Origin of the sequence: Gordonia ajococcus (genome assembly GCF_012974285.1) — a bacterium.
Classification (GTDB): Bacteria; Actinomycetota; Actinomycetes; order Mycobacteriales; family Mycobacteriaceae; genus Gordonia; species Gordonia amicalis.
The window spans coordinates 562193-580125 of record NZ_CP052884.1 but is presented as its reverse complement, the minus strand read 5'-3'; the positions used below and the strand labels follow the sequence as shown (position 1 = coordinate 580125).

17 protein-coding genes and 2 pseudogenes are annotated in these 17933 nt (G+C 68.8%); 11 read left to right on the top strand and 8 right to left on the bottom strand.

The annotated features are described in order from the left end of the window. Window positions 1-5: 5 nt before the first annotated feature. Window positions 6-1418, bottom strand: a complete 1413-nt coding sequence (locus tag GAA2_RS02605; protein WP_191834701.1) for an amidase — start codon at window positions 1416-1418, stop codon at window positions 6-8. After that, window positions 1415-2056, bottom strand: coding sequence for a TetR/AcrR family transcriptional regulator (locus GAA2_RS02600; protein ID WP_191834700.1), 642 nt, complete (start codon window positions 2054-2056; stop codon window positions 1415-1417). The genes GAA2_RS02605 and GAA2_RS02600 overlap by 4 nt, the downstream gene beginning before the upstream one ends. A gap of 90 nt (window positions 2057-2146) precedes the next feature. On the opposite strand from GAA2_RS02600, the gene GAA2_RS02595 reads away from it, so the two are divergent. Further along, window positions 2147-3409 (top strand): MFS transporter, encoded by a 1263-nt coding sequence (locus tag GAA2_RS02595; RefSeq protein WP_191834699.1) that lies wholly within the window; start codon window positions 2147-2149, stop codon window positions 3407-3409. A gap of 17 nt (window positions 3410-3426) precedes the next feature. On the opposite strand, the gene GAA2_RS02590 is transcribed toward GAA2_RS02595, so the two are convergent. Further along, window positions 3427-4041 carry a TetR/AcrR family transcriptional regulator gene (locus tag GAA2_RS02590; RefSeq protein WP_191834698.1) on the bottom strand — a complete coding sequence of 205 codons (615 nt, stop codon included), beginning with the start codon at window positions 4039-4041 and terminating at the stop codon, window positions 3427-3429. Between the two features lie 196 nt (window positions 4042-4237). On the opposite strand from GAA2_RS02590, the gene GAA2_RS02585 reads away from it, so the two are divergent. The 4 genes from GAA2_RS02585 (at window position 4238) to GAA2_RS02570 (ending at window position 7724) form a co-directional block, all read left to right on the top strand. Next, on the top strand, window positions 4238-5431 hold the full coding sequence (locus GAA2_RS02585; RefSeq protein ID WP_191834697.1) for an acyl-CoA dehydrogenase family protein: 1194 nt from the start codon (window positions 4238-4240) through the stop codon (window positions 5429-5431). Between the two features lie 49 nt (window positions 5432-5480). After that, entirely contained in the window at window positions 5481-6593 is a 1113-nt protein-coding gene (locus GAA2_RS02580) for an acyl-CoA dehydrogenase family protein (RefSeq protein ID WP_006436863.1), read from the top strand. A 145-nt stretch (window positions 6594-6738) separates the two neighbouring features. Continuing rightward, on the top strand, window positions 6739-7167 hold the full coding sequence (locus tag GAA2_RS02575; protein ID WP_159404565.1) for a DUF350 domain-containing protein: 429 nt from the start codon (window positions 6739-6741) through the stop codon (window positions 7165-7167). Window positions 7168-7253: 86 nt separating this feature from the next. After that, window positions 7254-7724, top strand: coding sequence for an SRPBCC family protein (locus GAA2_RS02570; protein WP_006436865.1), 471 nt, complete (start codon window positions 7254-7256; stop codon window positions 7722-7724). 6 nt (window positions 7725-7730) lie between these two features. On the opposite strand, the gene GAA2_RS02565 is transcribed toward GAA2_RS02570, so the two are convergent. Beyond that, window positions 7731-8531 (bottom strand): HAD-IIA family hydrolase, encoded by an 801-nt coding sequence (locus tag GAA2_RS02565; protein ID WP_006436867.1) that lies wholly within the window; start codon window positions 8529-8531, stop codon window positions 7731-7733. 100 nt (window positions 8532-8631) lie between these two features. On the opposite strand from GAA2_RS02565, the gene glp reads away from it, so the two are divergent. The 5 genes from glp (at window position 8632) to GAA2_RS02540 (ending at window position 14926) form a co-directional block, all read left to right on the top strand. Further along, window positions 8632-9891, top strand: a complete 1260-nt coding sequence (gene glp / locus GAA2_RS02560) for a gephyrin-like molybdotransferase Glp (RefSeq protein ID WP_006436875.1) — start codon at window positions 8632-8634, stop codon at window positions 9889-9891. An 86-nt stretch (window positions 9892-9977) separates the two neighbouring features. Beyond that, window positions 9978-10706 carry a phosphatidylserine decarboxylase gene (locus GAA2_RS02555; protein WP_006436876.1) on the top strand — a complete coding sequence of 243 codons (729 nt, stop codon included), beginning with the start codon at window positions 9978-9980 and terminating at the stop codon, window positions 10704-10706. A gap of 12 nt (window positions 10707-10718) precedes the next feature. Then, entirely contained in the window at window positions 10719-11891 is a 1173-nt protein-coding gene (locus tag GAA2_RS02550; RefSeq protein WP_191834696.1) for a CDP-alcohol phosphatidyltransferase family protein, read from the top strand. Next, the gene (locus tag GAA2_RS02545) at window positions 11888-14155 is read left to right on the top strand and encodes an AAA family ATPase (protein ID WP_191834695.1); all 2268 of its coding nucleotides are present in this window, start codon (window positions 11888-11890) and stop codon (window positions 14153-14155) included. The genes GAA2_RS02550 and GAA2_RS02545 overlap by 4 nt, the downstream gene beginning before the upstream one ends. Before the next feature lie 117 nt (window positions 14156-14272). Then, window positions 14273-14926: a TetR family transcriptional regulator gene (locus tag GAA2_RS02540; protein ID WP_006436879.1), complete on the top strand. Its 654-nt coding sequence runs from the start codon at window positions 14273-14275 to the stop codon at window positions 14924-14926. 30 nt (window positions 14927-14956) lie between these two features. On the opposite strand, the pseudogene GAA2_RS23025 reads toward GAA2_RS02540, so the two are convergent. Beyond that, window positions 14957-15103: pseudogene (locus tag GAA2_RS23025) on the bottom strand (oxidoreductase); the annotation flags it as partial. Here GAA2_RS23025 and GAA2_RS02535 point away from each other — a divergent pair. Beyond that, window positions 15091-15528, top strand: coding sequence for a hypothetical protein (locus tag GAA2_RS02535; protein WP_238064140.1), 438 nt, complete (start codon window positions 15091-15093; stop codon window positions 15526-15528). The pseudogene GAA2_RS23025 and the gene GAA2_RS02535 overlap by 13 nt on opposite strands. A gap of 101 nt (window positions 15529-15629) precedes the next feature. On the opposite strand, the gene GAA2_RS02530 is transcribed toward GAA2_RS02535, so the two are convergent. The 3 genes and pseudogenes from GAA2_RS02530 to GAA2_RS02520 all read right to left on the bottom strand — a co-directional run bounded on the left by GAA2_RS02530 (window position 15630) and on the right by GAA2_RS02520 (window position 17917). Next, a complete protein-coding gene (locus tag GAA2_RS02530) occupies window positions 15630-16265 on the bottom strand; it encodes a TetR/AcrR family transcriptional regulator (protein ID WP_191834694.1) in 636 nt (211 codons plus the stop codon). Between the two features lie 356 nt (window positions 16266-16621). Then, window positions 16622-17293, bottom strand: a pseudogene (locus GAA2_RS02525) (aldehyde dehydrogenase family protein); the annotation flags it as partial. Window positions 17294-17488: 195 nt separating this feature from the next. Further along, window positions 17489-17917: a hypothetical protein gene (locus tag GAA2_RS02520; protein ID WP_096272932.1), complete on the bottom strand. Its 429-nt coding sequence runs from the start codon at window positions 17915-17917 to the stop codon at window positions 17489-17491. Between the last annotated feature and the right edge of the window lie 16 nt (window positions 17918-17933).

Genomic DNA, 17933 nt, shown 5'->3' with positions numbered 1-17933 from the left:
GACGCTCAGGCGTCCTGAATCCGCGCGAACGGGCGGGCCGCCTCGAGCTCGAACGCCAACTCCAACAGCGTGCGCTCATCGCCGAGGTCGGCCGAGAACTGGATTCCGACCGGCAGCCCCGACGTCGACTGCCCCAGCGGCAGACTGATGGCCGGGGTTCCCGACGTGTTGTTGGCGGGCGTGAACGCGACGTACCGGGTCAGACGATCCATCGCCTCGGCGAAATCGACACCCGGGTCGAGGTATCCGATCTCCGGAGGTAGGTGCGCGAGAGTCGGCGACAAGATCACGTCGAACTGGTCGTGCAGCGAGCGGAAAGCGGCCGTGGAGCGACGGAGTCCGCGGATCGACGACGGCATGCGATAGAAGTGGCGCAGCGCGTTCCGCGACAGGCCGCGCGTGAACGTGTCCAGCTTCTTGCGGTCGAACCCCTTGTCGTGCAGTCGCTTACCGGTACGGTCCAGCGCGAACGCCAACAGCGACCAGTAGTCGATGAACTGCCGGATGTAGGCGCGATCGACGGGCAACGGCACCATTTCCGTTCGGTGACCGAGGGATTCGACGAGCTCGGCGACATCGGTGACGCACCGTTGGGTGTCGCGATCGAGCAGCTGGCCGGTGATCGGTTCGGTGATCAGTGCGATCCGCAGACGCTTGGTACCGGGCCCCTCGACGAGACCCACCGGCGGCAGGCCGGGCGCGGGACGGAAACCCTGGGAGTCGTCGAGGAAGCGGGCGGTGTCGCGCACCGAACGGCTCACGATCCCGTTGCACACGAGATCGATCGGGGCGTCCTCGGTCTGTTTCGCCGACGCGGTGCGACCCCGAGTCGGTTTGAGACCGACCAGACCGCATGCGGCAGCGGGGATTCGGATCGAACCGCCACCGTCGTTGGCATGCGCGATCGGCAGGGCACCCGCGGCCACGAGCGCAGCGGACCCACCCGACGAGCCGCCGGCGGAGTGGTCGGTGTCCCACGGATTGCGCGTCGGCTCGCGGTCGACATACTCCGTCGTGGCGGTCAGCCCGAAGGCCGGCATGTTCGACGCGCCGACGAAGTTGACGCCCGTCGCCAGGAACTGGTTGGTGAAGGCCTCGTTCGCCACGGCCGGGTTCGGAGCGACCGCCGCCGACCCATGACACGTGGGGAGACCCGCGAAGTCGGTGTTGTTCTTGATGATCGACGGCACGCCGCCGAACGACCCGAGCGGGAAGTCGTTGTCGACGGCACGCTTCCGGGCCCGTTCGCGGTCGTCGAAGGCGATCGCGTTCAGCTGCGGATTGACCGCGTCGATCCTGGCGAGGGCCGCTTCGACCGCCTCGGCTGCCGAGATCTCCCGGGAGGCGATTGCCGCGGCGATGCCGACCGCGTCCAGATCACCGAGTGCGTCGTCTCGGAACGCGTGAACCTTCTTCATGCCCGGACCCTATCGCCCGGAAGCGGGTCTCCGGGGCGGCTGGAGAACATCGAGACGACATCGTCGATCAACTCGGCGACATACGCATCGTCGACGGCCAGGCCGAACACCGCGTGGTGGTAGAGCGGCGCGATCACGTGGTCGAGCAGCTGCCGCACCGACGGCGCCGACTCGCCACGCGCGCGGGCCCGCGCGATCATCTCCTCCGCCTGCTCACGGCGGATCTCCCAGCACGGGCACACCTCGACGACGTCGTCGCGGGCCGCGACCATCGCCCGCAGGTACGCCCGGCGCTTGGGTCGGCCGATGTCGGCGGCTATGACGCGCGCCCACTCCGCGACGTCCTCGCGCAGCACCCCGGTGTCGGGAAGCGGTTCGCCCTGCGTCAGGGCGGCGACCGCCACCTCACCCAGGAGCACGTCGATCGACCCCCACCTGCGGTAGATGCTGGTCGGGTTGACCCCGGCGAGGTCGGCGACCTCGGGAATGGTCATCGTGTCGCGTTGTCCGGCGCCGACGAGCTGGCCGACCGCGGCATAGACCGCCGACTGCACCCGCGCACTCCGGCCACCGGGCCGCCTCGCGCGCGGCGCCGCATCCGCGGAGTCCGACTGCGACGTTGTGCTTCCCATAGCCATGCGACCATTATTGCAAATCGAATTGCTTTTGGAAGCGATCCCTGCCTATCGTCGTGCTTAATGCAACTGCGTTTGCGTTAAGGAGACGAGATGGCACCGCTACATCCCCACCGCGCGTTCTGGCTGATCGCGGCCACCTACGTGATGGTCCTCTTCGCCTCCGCCGCGCCGTCGCCGCTCTACCCGATCTACCAGGAGCTCTGGGGGTTCTCGTCGCTGACGCTGACCCTGGTCTTCGCGGTGTACGTGGTCACGATGCTGATGAGCCTGCTGACGGTCGGATCGCTGTCGGATCACATCGGCCGACGCCCGGTGCTCGCCGTCGCGCTCGTCTTGCTGATCGCCAGCATGGTGCTGTTCGTCGCGGCCCAGGACGTGGGCACGCTTCTCGCCGCCCGCGCACTCCAGGGCCTGGCCACCGGCGCGGCGATGGGCACCCTCACCGCGACCACCGTCGACCTCCAGCCCACCGCTCGCCTCGGCTCGACGATCATCGGCGCCGCACCGGCGTTCGGGCTCGCCGCCGGCGTCGGTGTCACCGGCCTGCTCGTCGAGTACGCGCCCGCGCCGCGAATCCTGGTCTACGAGATCATTCTCGGCTTCTTCGCGATGCTTCTCGCCGCTCTGCTCATCATCCCCGAGACGCGCGAGCGCGAGGGATTCCGCTCACGCCGCCACCTCGCGGTCACCCTCGCCCCCCAGGTTCGCGTGCCCCGTGAGGTACGTCCCGTGTTCTTCGCCGCGGTGCCCACCCTGGTGGCCACCTGGTCCCTCGGCGGGCTGTACCTGTCGCTCGGATCATCCGTTGTCGCACGGGTCTTCGGCGTCACCAACCACGGTGCGGCCGGACTCATCCTCTTCACGTTCTTCGCCAGCGCGACCATCACGTCCCTGGTCATCACGGGACGGCCGTCGACGGTCAAGCAGGCCGTCGGCTACCCGACCCTCGCCGCGGGCGTGCTGATCTCGCTGTCCGGCGTGCTGACCGAGGCCCTGCCGCTCTACATCCTCGGTTCTATCGTGGCCGGTTCCGGATGGGCGGCGACCTTCCTCAGCGCGATGGACAACATCACCGCCGCGACACCGCCCGCCCAGCGCGGGCAGGTCTTCTCGTCGGTGTTCGTCGCGAGCTACCTCGCGTTCAGCGTGCCGGCGGTGATCGCGGGGGTTGTCCTGTCCCACATCGGTCTTCGCGCGACGATCATCGGCTATGTCGGCTACGTCCTGGTGGTCGCACTGTTCGGCGCGGTACTCGCCCTCCTCATGCGTCGTGCCGCCACGAGAGCCGACCGCGCCATCGCCACGATCGGCGACACCGGCCCACGACAACCGGTGGCGGCCGGCGAACCCTGACCGACGGGCCAGTACAGCTAGTCCCGGTCCCGCAGACCCACCATCCGGGTGGCCAGCCGCGCGTAGAACTTCCCCATCTCCTCGGGCGGGAGCGAGTTCTCGGCGCGATACCACCGCGCGAGGTCGATACCCATCGACAGCATGGCGTTGGTGGTGGCCTGCGAATCGGCAGCATCGAAGTCGCCGTTCTCGATACCCGCATCGACGATCGCCCGCACCCGGCGGGTGATCTCCCGTCGCAGCTCCATGACCGTCTCGAGGTGATCGGGCGCGAGCGAGGCCAGTTCGTAGTTCACGACGCGAGCGCGGACGTGCTCGCGCGCATGATGCTCGGTGAACGCACCGATGACCGTCGCCAGCCGGTCACCCGGCGACGACGCCGGATCATCGACCTCGTCGATCATGTCGAGGATGCTTCGATGCCCGGCGTCGGAGAGCTCGAAGAGGAGCTCCTCCTTGGAGCGGAAGTGCACGTAGACGGCGGCCGAACTCATCTGCGCCCCGTTGGCGATGTCCCGGGTCGTCGTGGCGTTGAAGCCCTTCGCCGCGAACGCCTCGACGGCGGCGAGCAGGAGTCGTTGCCGGGCCGCGACCGGTTGCACCCGGGTCGTCGGTTCGGTCGACGAGACCATGTACGCCTCCTCGAATTAGCTCGGCGACCATGCGCCAACCTTGCCGATTGACACCGCCCACGCGGCGCGGCATAGTGCAACATATCACTAAGCAAGCGCTTAGTCAGCGGCGGTCTTCCCGGTCTTTCCAGGTAGGCGGTCCGCGACCGGTGTCGCCGAACACCCGGCAACCCCCGACAGGAGTAGAGAAGAACCCATGCACCTGAAGTTCAGTCCGGAGGAAGAGGCGTTCCGCGAGGAACTGCGCAGCATCTTCGCGAAGGTCCCCGAGGACATCCGCAAGCGGAACGAAGAGGGCAACCTCAACTACCCCGACGACATCGTCACCGCCTCGCGCGTCCTCAACGAGCACGGCGTGCTGACTCCGAGCTGGCCGATCGAGTGGGGCGGCAAGGACTGGACGCCGATCCAGCACCACATCTACCGCGAGGAGATGAGCCTGGCGTTCGTCCCCGACCCGCTGCCGTTCAACGTCAGCATGATCGGTCCGGTCATCGCGCAGTTCGGGTCGCAGGAGATGAAGGAGAAGTTCCTCCCCCAGACCGCCAACCTCGACATCTGGTGGTGCCAGGGGTTCTCCGAACCCGAGGCCGGCTCCGACCTCGCCTCGCTGAAGACCCGCGCGGTCCTCGACGGCGACCACTACGTCATCAACGGTCAGAAGACCTGGACGACGCTCGGTCAGTACGCCGACTGGATCTTCCTGCTCGCCCGGACCAACCCGGATGTCAAGAAGCAGGCCGGCATCAGCATGTTCCTGATCCCGATGGACACCCCCGGCATCGAGCTGCGCCCCATCCAGCTCATCGACGGCAGCTATGAGGTCAACGAGGTCTTCTTCAACGACGTCCGCGTGCCCGTCGAGAACATGGTCGGCGAGGAGAACAGCGGCTGGACGCAGGCCAAGTTCCTGCTCGGCAACGAGCGCAACGGCATCGCCCGGGTCGGCTACACGAAGTCGAAGCTGGCGCGCGCCAAGGAACTGTCCAGGGAGGTCCGGACCGCCAACGGCACGCTGCTCGACGACCCGCTGTTCGCCACCCGCCTGGCCGAACTGGAGAACGAGCTGCTCGCCCTCGAGATCACCCAGCTCCGCGTCGCCGCGTCGTCGGCCGACGGCAAGCCGAACCCGGCGTCGTCGCTGCTGAAGCTCAAGGGAAGCCAGCTGCAGCAGGCCGCCATGGAACTCATCGCCGACATCGCCGGACCGGACTCGCTCCCGGTCGCCGGGGTCGACGTCGACGCCGCGAACGGCAGCGCAGCGGTCACCTCTCCCGAGTGGGCCCAGCTCGCCGCCCCGACCTACCTGAACTACCGCAAGGTCTCGATCTACGGCGGTTCCTCCGAGGTCCAGCGCCAGATCATCGACAAGGCGGTCCTCGGTCTCTGACCGCCGGCCCCGCTGACCTCACTTTCGACTTCACAGACCAAGGACGACAATGGATTTCGAGCTTTCCGAAGAACAGGGGATGTTGCGCGACACCGTGCGCGAGGTCCTCACCAAGACCTACGACGTGGAGACCCTCCGCAAGGTGACCGACACCGATCTCGGCTGGAGCGAGAAGGTGTGGAAGTCGCTCGCGGAGATCGGCATCCTGGGCCTGACCTTTCCCGAGTCCGAGGGCGGCATGGACGCCGGACCGGTCGAGTTCACCAGCGTGATGACCGAACTCGGTCGCGCCCTGGCACCCGAGCCCTACCTGGACTCGGTGCTCGTCCCGGGCTCGCTCCTCGAGGCCGCCGACGACGCGACCCGCGGCGAGCTGCGTCAGGGCCTCGCCTCCGGCGAACTGCTCATGGCCTTCGCCCACAACGAGCCCGGCGACCGCTGGCCAGTGGCCGCGGTGGCCACCACTGCCACCGCCGACGGCGTGCTCAACGGCACCAAATCCCTTGTCGGACACGGCGACGCAGCGCACAAGCTGATCGTCTCGGCGCGCGCCGGCGACGAGGTGGGCCTGTTCCTCATCGACGCCGACGCCGAGGGCGTCACCCGCACCCCCTACCGCACGCACGATCGTCGACGCGGCGCCGAGATCACCTTCAACGACGCGAAGGGAACGCGCCTCGGCAGCGGCGACGCGTCGGAGCTCATCGCCAACGCGGAGATCGGCATCCAGACCGCGCTGTGCGCCGAAGCCCTCGGCGCGATGGAACGCAGCCTCGAGCTGACCGTCGAATACCTCAAGTCGCGCAAGCAGTTCGGCGTTCCGCTGGCGACCTTCCAGGCGCTCACCCATCGCGCCGCGGACATGTACGTCCAGCTCGAACTCGCGCGCAGCCTGGTGCTGTACGCGACGACCGCACTCGCCGACGGCATCGCCGACGCGGCCATCGCCTCGCGGGTGAAGCTGCAGACCGTTCGCTCGGCACGCCTCATCGGCCAGGAGGCCATCCAGATGCACGGCGGCATCGGCATGACCGCCGAATACCCGATCGCGCACTACGTGAGCCGCCTCACCGCGATCAGCCACACCCTCGGTGACGCGGACGCGCACGTCACCAAGCTGTCGAAGGACCTCGGTTCCTACGACATGCTCAGCGTCGGCTGACACCCCTCCTCGCTCCCTGAGGCACTTCAATCGCTGCCTCAGGGAGCGAGGGCGATCCGCCCTGCGCAGACACGTGTCGGACGGCCTTTCCGCATCGCCCACCGATAGTGTTCTCAGCGAGCGTCGATGAGCGAGAGGGACTCGGATGGAACTGCTGCGTGACAATCTGGCCGCCGGGGCGTCGTTCAGCCTTGTCGGGATCGCCTTGCTCGTCGTCGGATTCGTGGCGCTCGATCTGGTGACCCCCGGCCGTCTGCGGCAGCTGGTGTGGGTCGACCACAACCGCAACGCGGTCATCCTCACCACGTCGATGGTGATCGGACTGGCCATCGTGCTCGCCTGTTCGGTCGTCGACACCGAACTCCTCGCACTGTGGCGCGCGCTCCTCTACACCGCCGCCTACGTCGTCCTGACGATCGCCGTGATGATGTGGTCGTTCGTGCTCATCGACTGGCTGACCCCCGGCAAGCTGGGCACGCTGCTCCTCGAGAACGACGAGCACCCCGCCGGGTGGATCACCGCTGCCGTATTCGTCGGCATCGGCGCCGTCATCGGCATCACACTGCTGGTCTGAGCCCCTCCGTCGCACCGATCGCGCTTGTTGACGGTCCGCCAACAACGTATTGACGGTGCGCCTACAAGCCCATACTGTTGGCGACCATGACCGCATCACTCATCGAAGAGTCCATCGACATCGACGCCACTCCCGCACAGGTGTGGTCGGTGATCTCCGATCTCCAGCGTATGGGCGAGTGGAGCCCGCAGTGCAAGAAGATGATCATCCGCGGCGGCACCGTCGGGTTGGGGACGAAGACCATCAACATCAACCGCCGGGGACCGCTGGTGTGGCCGACCACCTCCAAGGTCGTGCGCTTCACGCCGAACCAGGAGATCGCGTTCCGCGTGGCCGAGAACCGCACCGTGTGGAGCTACACCATCACCCCGAACGGGTCGGGCGTCACCGTGACCGAACGTCGTGAGCTGAACGGCACCACCACCAAGGTGTCGTCGGTCCTCGTGGACAAGGTCATGGGCGGCACCGAGTCCTTCGAGGCCGAACTCAAGCTCGGCATGGCCGAGACCCTCGGCAAGATCAAGCGCGCCGCGGAGAGCAAGCTCGACCGCGTCTGAGGGCCATCAGGTTCGGCTGATCTTGTCGATCAGCTCGGGGAGGTCGGCCACCGAGTCGATGACGTGGTCCGGGTAGGGCCCGAACTCGTCACGCTGCAGCGCGTTCAGCGCCTCCTCGCGGAACTTGCCGGTGCGTACCAGCACACCGATCAGCGCCGACGCCTGCGCGCCCAGGACGTCGTTGTGCATGTCGTCCCCGACCATCACCACCTGGTTGGGCTCCAGCCCTAACATGTCGGTGGCGGCCCGGAACCCGAGTGGCGACGGTTTGCCGATCGCCTTGATCTTCTTGCCCGATGCCTTCTCGAGGCCCTCGAGGTACACGCCGGTGTCGATCGACAGCCCGTCGGCCGTCGACCACGTCATCGAACGGTGCATGGCGATGACCGGCACGCCGTCGAGCAGCATCTCGAGCACCTTCGACAGCGCGTGGTGGGTGAACACGGGCCCGGCCCCACCGAGAACCACGACCTCCGCGTCCGACGGGTCGTCGGTGAGTTCGACGCCGGTCATGTCCTCCGCGATCGGCCCCTGGTTGAGAACCCACACCCGCTTTCCCGGGAAGGTCGACGCCACATACTCGGAGGTCAGCTTCGCGGCGGTCAGGATCTCGCCGCCGTCGACGAAGAAACCGCAGTCGTTCAGCAGTTCCGCGATCTCGTTGCGCGAGCGCGAGGTGGTGTTGGTCAGGAACATCCGCGGGATCTTGCGGTCGGCGAGTCGGGAGACGGCCTCCACCGCGCCGGGCAGAGCCTTCCACGAGGTGACCATCACCCCGTCGATGTCGAGAAGCAGACCCAATGCCATGGGCACGAATGTAGTCCGCGGTCCCCGGCGACGCAGTGCAGGCATCCCGCGAATCGGGGACCGCGGCGAGACGCGACCGCCCACCTGGCATCCTGAGCGCATGCGTACCGTCGCAGAGCATCAGGCCGTCGTCGCGGCGCTGTTCGGCCCACCCGTCCCCGTCCGGCTGCCCGTCCCGGAGGCACTGGGCCGGGCAACGCTCGCCGACGTCGACGCACCACTGTCGCTGCCCGGCTTCGACAACTCCGCGATGGACGGATTCGCCGTCCTCGCCGCGGATCTCGCCTCCGCCGGCCCCGACTCCCCCGTCACACTGCCCGTCGCCGCGGACATCCCGGCCGGGCGCACCGACACCCTCACGCTCGCGCCCGGCACCGCGCACCGGATCATGACCGGCGCCCCGTTGCCGGCCGGCGCCGACGCGGTGGTGCCGGTGGAACTGACCGACGCGGTGATCGGCCCGGTCGCGGCCGCCGAGACGGTCACCTTCACGGCACCGGTCGAGTCCGGCAAACACATCCGGCGCGCGGGGTCCGACATCGGGCGGGGAGCACGGGCACTGCCCGCCGGCACCGTGATCGGCGCGCCGCAGGTCGGGCTGCTCGCCGCGCTCGGGATCGTCGAGGTCACCGTCGCGCGCCCGCTGCGCGTCGAGGTCCTGTCCACCGGTTCGGAACTCGTCGAACCCGGAAACCCGTTGCAGCACGGCCAGATCTACGAATCGAACGGGGCGATGCTCACCGCCGCGGCCATCGAGGCCGGCGCGCTCGGCCGGCATGTGCACTTCGTGCCGGACGACACCGGCGACTTCCTCGCGCGTCTCGACGAGGTCGCCGGCGAGGCCGACCTGATCATCACGTCCGGGGGTGTGAGTGCGGGCGCCTTCGAGGTCGTGAAGGACGCGCTGTCGGCCACCGGTTCCGTCGAGTTCGTCAAGGTCGCGATGCAACCGGGCATGCCGCAGGGGTGCGGTCACCACGTCGCGTCCGCCGGGTCCGACGGGACGGCCGGACCCACCGTGCCGATCATCACACTGCCGGGCAACCCGGTCAGCGCCCTGGTGTCCTTCGAGGTCTTCATCCGGCCCGCCCTCCGCACCGCGACGGGGTTGCCGCCGCACCGGCCTCGTGTGACCGCGCGCCTGGGCGCCGACATCCGCTCACCGCAGGGCAAGAGGCAATTCCTGCGCGGAGTCCTTCGGACGGACGAGGGCGGATCGGGCGTCGTCGTCGATCCGATCGGGCCGCCCGCGTCCCATCACCTGCGGTTCCTCGCCGAGGCCGATGCGCTCATCGACGTGCCCACCGAGACCGACGGCCTGGCCGCCGGATCTCCGGTCGACGTGCTCGTCCTGCGCTGAGCTCTAAGCTGGACCGGAGTCGCACCCACCGTGGTGCACGAGGTTTCATCGAGTCGCCCCACACCGGGCACAACAGGAGGTAGATCGTGGCCAGACGTCCGCGTCCGGACGAGGGCAACACCGGCCGTGTCGCCCATTTCCTAGACCTGGCCCGCGAGACCATCCCACCGATCCATCCGGCGGGTATCCCGTTCGTCGCCGCTCCCGCGGCGGTCGCGCTCCTCGGGCGCCGCCACCGCTGGATCGCTCGCCCCGCGGCCCTCACCGCCGGCGCCTGTGCCGCCTTCTTCCGCCACCCCGGCCGTATCCCGCCGACCGAGCCGGGCGTGGTCGTCGCCCCCGCCGACGGCACGATCGCGCTGGTCGACGAGGCGGTGCCGCCCGCCGAATCGGGCCTGGGCACCGAGCCGCTGCCCCGCGTCTCGACCTTCCTGTCGATCTTCGACGTCCACGTGCAGCGTGTGCCCATCGCCGGTACGGTCACCGCGGTGACCCACACGCCCGGAGCATTCCTCTCCGCGGACCTGCCCGAGGCCAGCCGCGACAACGAGCGCACCACGATGACCATCCGCACCACGGCGACCGGCGGAGGGGCGGGGCCGGACCTGGCGGTCGTCCAGATCGCCGGACTCGTCGCACGCCGGATCGTCTGCGATCCGGAGGTCGGCGACACGCTGCGTCTCGGCGACACCTACGGGCTGATCCGCTTCGGCTCCCGGGTCGACGTCTACTTCCCCGAGGGCACCACTCCCCGCGTCTCGGTGGGTCAGCGCGCCGTCGGCGGCGAGACCCCGTTCGCCTACCTGGATCTCTGACCCGGCCCGCCCGTGAACCCCCCAGCAGCGAACTCCTCCGACGGCCACTCCGGACTCCGGGCCGGTGGCCCCGGGATCCGCCGACCGACCCGACCCTCCACGACCCGCAACCCCACCGCGCGGTCGGCACGACGCCAGGCGCAGGCCCACGCCCCGACACCGGCGGCGCCACGGGAACCCGAGCGGCGTCGCGTCCGCCGAGAGGCGCAGGCCGGGCGCATCATCATCCCGTCGTCGCTGACGATCCTCGCGATCTGCGCCGGACTGACGGCGATGCGCGCGGCGACCACCGGTGACATCGACGCCGCCATGGGTCTGCTCGTGGCCGCGGCCTTCCTCGACGGCATCGACGGACGGGTCGCCCGGCTCATGGGCGCGACCAGCCGGATCGGCGCCGAGATCGACTCCCTGGCCGACGCGATCAACTTCGGCGTGGTGCCGGCGATGATCGTCTACTTCCACCTGCTCGAGGGCCAGGATCTCGGTTGGGCGCTGGCGCTCGTCTACTGCTGCGCGGTCGTGCTGCGCCTGGCCCGCTTCAACACCCTGCTCGACGACGAGGAGGCACCCGGCTACACCAGGGACTTCTTCGTCGGCGTTCCGGCGCCCGCGGCCGCCATCGCCGCGCTGCTGCCGATCGGTCTCGCCCAGCAGTTCGGTGAGGGCTGGTGGACGTCGCTTCCCGCCGTCGGCGGCTGGCTGGTCCTGGTGGCCTTCCTCGCCGTCAGCCGGGTCCCGACCGCGTCGCTGAAGACCGCGTCGATCCCGCCCCGCGCGGTCGCCGGTCTCCTCGTCCTCGTCGCGGTCGGCGCGGCACTCCTGCTGACCTACCCGTACGTGCTGATGATGATCGCGATCCTCGGTTACGCGATCCACATCCCGTTCGCGTGGCGCTCACGGCGCTGGGTCGCCTCCCGACCGGAGTACTGGGAGGAGAGGCCCGCCGAACGTCGCGCACAGCGGAAGGCGTCGAAGACCGAGCCCGACGGCCGTCGACGACGCCCCGTCCTCAAGTCGCAGCGCCGGCTCGGCCTCAACCGTCCGACCGGCACCCCGGCCATTGCTCACCAGCCCACTGATCACCAGCCCGCTGATCGCCCGACCGAGGACGACACCGCGGACCGGAACGCCGCGACCGCCGGCGCTGGACCGGTGGCCGCCGAAGCCGAAAGCGAGACCGAGTGAGCTCACAGGTGTCCCTGACGCTGACCGCGCGGCTCAACACCTCCGCGGCCGAGGCCCGGCGCGGCATCATCCGGGTCCATCCCGAGGTGCTGACCGCGCTGTCGCTGCGGGAATGGGACGCCGTGTCGATCACCGGCGCCCGCGTGACCGCCGCGGTGGTCGCGGCGACCGGCGCGGCGTCGCCGACCGGGATCGCGCTGCTCGACGAGATCCTCTTCTCCAACGCCGGGGTCAGAGAGAACGCCTCGGTGGTGCTGGCACCGGTGGTCGTGCACGGGGCGAGCCGGGTGATCGTGAACGGTTCGGTACTGGCCACCCAGTCGATCACCGAGTCCACGCTCCGGCGCGCGCTGCTCGGCAAGGTGCTGTCGGTCGGCGACGCGGTGTCGTTGCTGCCGCGCGACCTCGGCCCCGAACTCGCCGCCACCGAGGCGACGCGCGCCCTGGCCCGGTCCGTCGGCATCACCTGGACCACCGAACTGCTCACGGTCACCGGCACCGATCCCGGCTCCCCCGTCAGCGTCCAGACCAACACCGCGGTGTTGTGGTCGACGACCGCCGGCGTGGTACCCCCGCTCGGCGACCGCACCGGTTCACCGCGTCTTCCGGGCGCACTCGGCATCGTGCCCGAGGCGCAGGTCAGCGCACCCGCCCCGGCGACCGCGGCCGGCGTCGGCCGCCTCCCGGTGGAGGAGCCGGACGTCCCGGTCCGGCCGGTGTCCGAGCTGGTCGGCGTCGATTCCCAGATCACCAAGCTCACCGAATGGCTGGCGATCACGCTCGACGAGCCCGACGTGCTGCGCACCCTGGGAGCCGCACCCCGCCTCGGTGTCCTGGTGACCGGGCCGGCCGGCGGCGGCAAGGCGACAGTGGTGCGGTCGGTCTGCGCGAAACGCACACTCGTCACCGTCGACGGCCCGACGACCGGCGCGACCGAACCCAACACCCGCCTGCGCACGGTCTCCGACGCCGTCGCCCAGGCCCGCGCGACCGGTGGGGTCCTGCTCATCACCGACGTCGACGCCCTGTTGCCGTCCGAACCCGAGCCGGTCGCCACCCTCATCCTCGACGAGTTGCGGTCGGGCATCGCCGACGGTCGCATCGCACTCGTCGCGACCACGGCCGAGCCGGTCCGCCTCGACTCGCGCCTTCGCGATCCGTCGTTGTGCGACCGCGAACTGATCATCGGCCTACCCGACGCCGCGACGCGGGCGCGGCTGATGTCGGCGATCCTGTCGACGGTTCCGACCGAGGGCGACCTGGACCTCGACTCGGTGGCCGCACGCACGCCCGGCTTCGTCGCCGGCGACCTCGCCGCGCTCACCCGGGAGGCCGCGCTGCGCGCCGCCACCCGTGCCAGCAACACCAGGTCCGAACCGGCACTCCGCACCGAGGACCTGGTGGGCGCGCTCGACGTGATCCGCCCGGTCTCACGGTCGGATTCACCCGAGGTGGCCCTGGGTTCGATCACGCTCGCCGACGTCGGCGACATGGTCGAGACCAAGCAGGCCCTGACCGAGGCCGTGCTGTGGCCGTTGCAGCACCCCGACACCTTCGCCCGTCTCGGCGTCGACCCGCCGCGCGGTGTGCTGCTCTTCGGCCCGCCCGGCTGCGGCAAGACCTTCGTCGTGCGGGCGCTCGCCGCGTCCGGCCAGTTGTCGGTGCACACCGTCAAAGGTGCTGAGCTGATGGACAAGTGGGTCGGCTCGTCGGAGAAGGCGGTCCGTGACCTCTTCGCCCGCGCACGGGAATCGGCGCCGTCGCTGATCTTCCTCGACGAGGTCGACGCCCTCGCTCCCCGCCGCGGACAGTCCACCGACTCCGGGGTCGGCGACCGCGTGGTGGCCTCGCTGCTCACCGAACTCGACGGGGTCGAACCGCTGCAGGACGTGGTCGTGCTCGGCGCCACCAACCGGCCCGATCTCATCGATCCCGCTCTGCTGCGGCCCGGACGCCTCGAACGACTGGTCTTCGTACCGCCGCCGGATGCCGCCGCCCGCGGTGACATCCTGCGCGCCAGCGGCCGCGACGTCCCGCTCGACGACATCGACCTCGACGAACTCGCGGCCGACCTCGACGGCTATTCCGCCGCAGATTGTTCGGCGCTCCTGCGCGAAGCCGCCCTGTCGGCGATGCGCCGGGACATCAACGCCGCCGCGGTCACCGCCGACGATGTCACCGAGGCCCGGCGACGGGTCCGCCCCTCCCTCGACCCGGTCCAGGTGGAGGAGCTCAGGGCGTACGCCGAGCGCCGCCTGGACTGACCGGAGAGAATCGCCCCCACCACATGGACGATCGGTCACGCAGAAACTACTGTGGTTAGGTCAGATGCGGGCGCGCATAAGGTGTGCCGCACTTTGTGACGCGCTGAGAGGGGAACAATGGCACGGCCGTCCAAGCCGTTGATCAGTCGCGATGCCGCCGTGATGGCATCGATCGAGATCATCGACTCCGAAGGGCTCGACGCCTTCAGCCTCCCCAAACTCGCCAAGCATCTCGGGGTCCGCGCGCCGTCGTTGTACCACCACTTCGACGACAAGAACGAGATCCTCACCGAGGTCGCCCGGTACATCGCCGGCACCGCGGTGCGCCGGCCCCGGATGAAACCCGGACCGGACTGGCCGGAGTTCTTCGTGAACCTGGCCCTGAACTTCCGGCAGTCGATCCTCCGTCATCGCAATGCCGCACCGGTTCTGCTGCAGCACCTGCCCCGCGACCTGTTCACCGCCACCTACGAGGACACCGCCGAGTTCCTGCTGGAGTCAGGAGTCCCCGTCGACCTGCATGTCCGCATCCTCGACGGCATGGAGACGCTGTCCATCGGCGCGGTACTCATGGAGGCGATGCGGCCGCCGCGACCGCGCTCGGCGATCTTCCCCAACGTGTCGGCCGATTCGCAACCGCTTCTCGCCGAGGCGTTGTCGAAGAACGAACTGACCCAGAAGCAGCTGTTCGAGGCGATGATGCGGAGCTTCCTGCACGGCATCATCCGGGATCACGACCTCCCGGCCGCGGACGAGGTCGCAGCGGGCTGACGATGGGCGCGCTCGGACGGTCCTTTCGGGTCAGAGATCCAGAACCAGCCGCGCCGAGCAGCTGCGCGAGACGCAGACCATCATGCAGTCGTTCGCGGGCTGCTCGTCGTCGTCGAGCACCGAATCCCGGTGGTCCGGAACGCCGTCGAGGACGGTCTGTTCGCATGTTCCGCAAGAAGGAACTCATCATCAACGCCGCCGGTAAGAACATGTCGCCGGTGAACATCGAGGGCAAACTCAAGAGCGCATCGCCGCTCATCGGCCAGGCGTGTGTCTTCGGCGACCGGCGCCCGTACAACGTCGCACTGATCGTCCTGGATCCGGACGCCGCGGACACCTACGCGGCCGCGCACGGACTCGCCGACGGCTCCCCGGCGACACTGGTCGCGGATCCTGCCCTGCAGGCCGTGATCGCCGAAGCAGTCGAGCGTGCCAATGGTCAGCTGTCGCGGGTCGAGCAGGTCAAGCACTATCGGCTGCTCGCCGACGAGTGGCTACCGGATTCCGACGAACTGACACCGACCATGAAACTCAAACGACGCGCAGTCGCCGAAAAGTACGCCTCGGTCATCGACGAGGTCTACTCCGAGAGTTCGCCGTAGCCACCGAAACCGCCCCTGGAACCACCCTCTGTAGCCGCGCCGACGTGGCGTCGTCGGGCAGTCTGTGGAGGGCGGATTTCGAGGGCGCTTTGCGGTTCGGACTATGACTTGGCGGTGGCGGCCGGGACCGCGCTCGGCAGGAACGCCGGAAGAACGAAGTTACGCAACATGTCCCGGTGTTCGGGGTCATCCGGACGGTCGAAGTCCAGACGCCCGACGAGGATGAACTGGACGAGCGCGATCCACTCGGCCATCTTCTCCTTGTCGACGTCCCGGCGAATCTCGCCGCGCTCCATCGCCCGTTCGATGACGGGGTCCCACATCTCCGCGGTCAACCGCGCGGCGAGACCCGAGGCGCCGACCAGGGGCTCGGCCATCTGCATGTGCTCGGGACTGACGAGGATGCGGATCAACGGATCCCGACGTCCGCGATCGACCAGGAAGATCAGACCCTCGACGAGCTGGTCGGCGAAGGACTCCTTCTCCAGCAGGAACTTCCGCGCCTTGGCGAACAGCATCCGCGAGCGCCGTTCGATGATGGCCGAGATGAGGGTGTCGCGGTCGCCGAAGTAGCGGTAGACGGTCGGCCGGGACACGCCGGCCTCGCGACCGATGTCGTCCATCGTCGTCTTCGATACGCCGTATCGCTGGAAAACCTTCTCCGCAGCGACCATGATCTGTTTACGGGCCTCATCGACGTCCTCGCTCAGGACGTTGCCCGTCTTTCTGCGTGCCACGTGTGTGCACCTCCCTCAAGCGATGTTACAACGGACAAACTGTGTCATCTGTCCGCGAGGCGGAAAAAATCGAGACAGCCTCGTCGTCCGTGGCGTCGAGCCAGGCCGACAAGCAAAACGACCGAGGTGCGGATGTCCCTCCGCAACCTCGGCCGTCTCACACCCAGCGCGTATCCCGTCTAACGCACGCGCACCCCTCAGCGCACGCGATCGAAGCGAGTGTCCACGTCCTTGTACTCGTCCCGGATCACCGTCTTGGCGATCTTTCCACTTGGGAGCCGGGGCAGCGGGTCCTGCCGGATCACCACGTAGCGGGGCACCTTGAAGTCGGCCAGGACCTGCTGGCAGTGCTCGACGACCTTCGGGTTGACCACGAGCGACTCGGAGACCTCACGGTCGGCGACGAGCACGCTGAGGACGCCCTCGGGGATCACCCCCTCCTCGACGATTTCGGCGACCACGTCGGCGAACACCGACGGCGACAGCGGCGCCTCGGGCGAGGTCTTGAGGACGACCGAGCAGCCGGCGGCCAGGGCCGGGATGACCTTGAAGGCGATGCTGCCGATGGGTCCGTTCCAGGGGATGATCGCGGCGACGACGCCGGTCGGCTCCTTGACGACGTTCACCTTGCGCGCCTCGGCGGCCACCGCGCGGTACAGGCCGAGCACCATCTGCTGGGTCATCGCGCTGACGGGCGCGGTGACGCCGACCTCGACGATGCCGAGTGTCGTCAGTTCGGGGACCCGTGCCTCGAGGCGGTCGGCGATGGTGTCGATCACGTCGGCGCGTTCCGCAGGCGATTTGCGCGCCCACTCACCGCCGTCGAACGATGCCCGGGCCACGTCGACGGCACGCGCCATGTCCTCGGCGGTGGCGGCACGGACGCGGGCCGCGGTGCGCTCGGAGTACGAGTCGACCACGTCGATCCAGTCATTGCCGCTCGATTCGACCCAGCGGCCTCCGATGAAGACTCGGTCGCGGTCGGCGATGGTGGCGAGCGGGTCGGCCGCCTGTTCGGTCGTCGTCATGGAACAGCTCCTCGATGAGTGGATGTGCGCCCCGGAGTCCAGGGCGGACAACACGGTGACGCAGCGTTGTGAAGCGGGTCACAGGAGAGACTAGTAACCGAAAGGCGTTAGGTCAACACCTGACATGTTCTGTCATTTGTCTCGCAGCTCCGGCCACGAAAAAGCCCCCGCCGCAGCGGGGGCTGATGCGCCGGATTATTCCGCGTTCACCAGGTAGAACACCGATGAACCACCACCGGCTGCCTGGGGTGATGCGCCGATCTGGACCCAGAAGGTCGATCCGCCCTTGAACGCGGACAACACGGCGACCGACTGACCACCTTCGGTGGAACGGTGCGATTCGGTGTAGCCGGCGTCGGTGAGCTTCTTCGCCGCCGCGTCGAGCTGGTTGCCGGCATTCGCCGGGCCCTGGACGGTGACCTCCCAGCCGTCGGCGCGTGTACCGCTCGCCGAGAGCACGTGCCCGTCGATCAGCGGCACCTGCGTGACGGGAAAATCCGACGGCAGCGGGACACCCTCGGGACCGGCTTGCTCCTCCTCACCGCACCCGGCCAGGGAGCCCGCGACCACCACGATCGAAGCCAGTACCACAAGGAGACGCCAGAGCCAGTCGAACCGGAACATACGGGCAACGGTAAAG

Coding starts and splice junctions, on each gene's coding strand:
- GAA2_RS02540 (WP_006436879.1), top strand. CDS start 14,273: ATGGCACGGCCGTCCAAGCCGTTGATCAGTCGCGATGCCGCCGTGATG.
- GAA2_RS02575 (WP_159404565.1), top strand. CDS start 6,739: ATGGAACTGCTGCGTGACAATCTGGCCGCCGGGGCGTCGTTCAGCCTT.
- GAA2_RS02605 (WP_191834701.1), bottom strand. CDS start 1,418: ATGAAGAAGGTTCACGCGTTCCGAGACGACGCACTCGGTGATCTGGAC.
- GAA2_RS02535 (WP_238064140.1), top strand. CDS start 15,091: ATGTTCCGCAAGAAGGAACTCATCATCAACGCCGCCGGTAAGAACATG.
- GAA2_RS02595 (WP_191834699.1), top strand. CDS start 2,147: ATGGCACCGCTACATCCCCACCGCGCGTTCTGGCTGATCGCGGCCACC.
- GAA2_RS02565 (WP_006436867.1), bottom strand. CDS start 8,531: ATGGCATTGGGTCTGCTTCTCGACATCGACGGGGTGATGGTCACCTCG.
- GAA2_RS02570 (WP_006436865.1), top strand. CDS start 7,254: ATGACCGCATCACTCATCGAAGAGTCCATCGACATCGACGCCACTCCC.
- GAA2_RS02520 (WP_096272932.1), bottom strand. CDS start 17,917: ATGTTCCGGTTCGACTGGCTCTGGCGTCTCCTTGTGGTACTGGCTTCG.
- GAA2_RS02585 (WP_191834697.1), top strand. CDS start 4,238: ATGCACCTGAAGTTCAGTCCGGAGGAAGAGGCGTTCCGCGAGGAACTG.
- GAA2_RS02580 (WP_006436863.1), top strand. CDS start 5,481: ATGGATTTCGAGCTTTCCGAAGAACAGGGGATGTTGCGCGACACCGTG.
- glp (WP_006436875.1), top strand. CDS start 8,632: ATGCGTACCGTCGCAGAGCATCAGGCCGTCGTCGCGGCGCTGTTCGGC.
- GAA2_RS02590 (WP_191834698.1), bottom strand. CDS start 4,041: ATGGTCTCGTCGACCGAACCGACGACCCGGGTGCAACCGGTCGCGGCC.
- GAA2_RS02600 (WP_191834700.1), bottom strand. CDS start 2,056: ATGGCTATGGGAAGCACAACGTCGCAGTCGGACTCCGCGGATGCGGCG.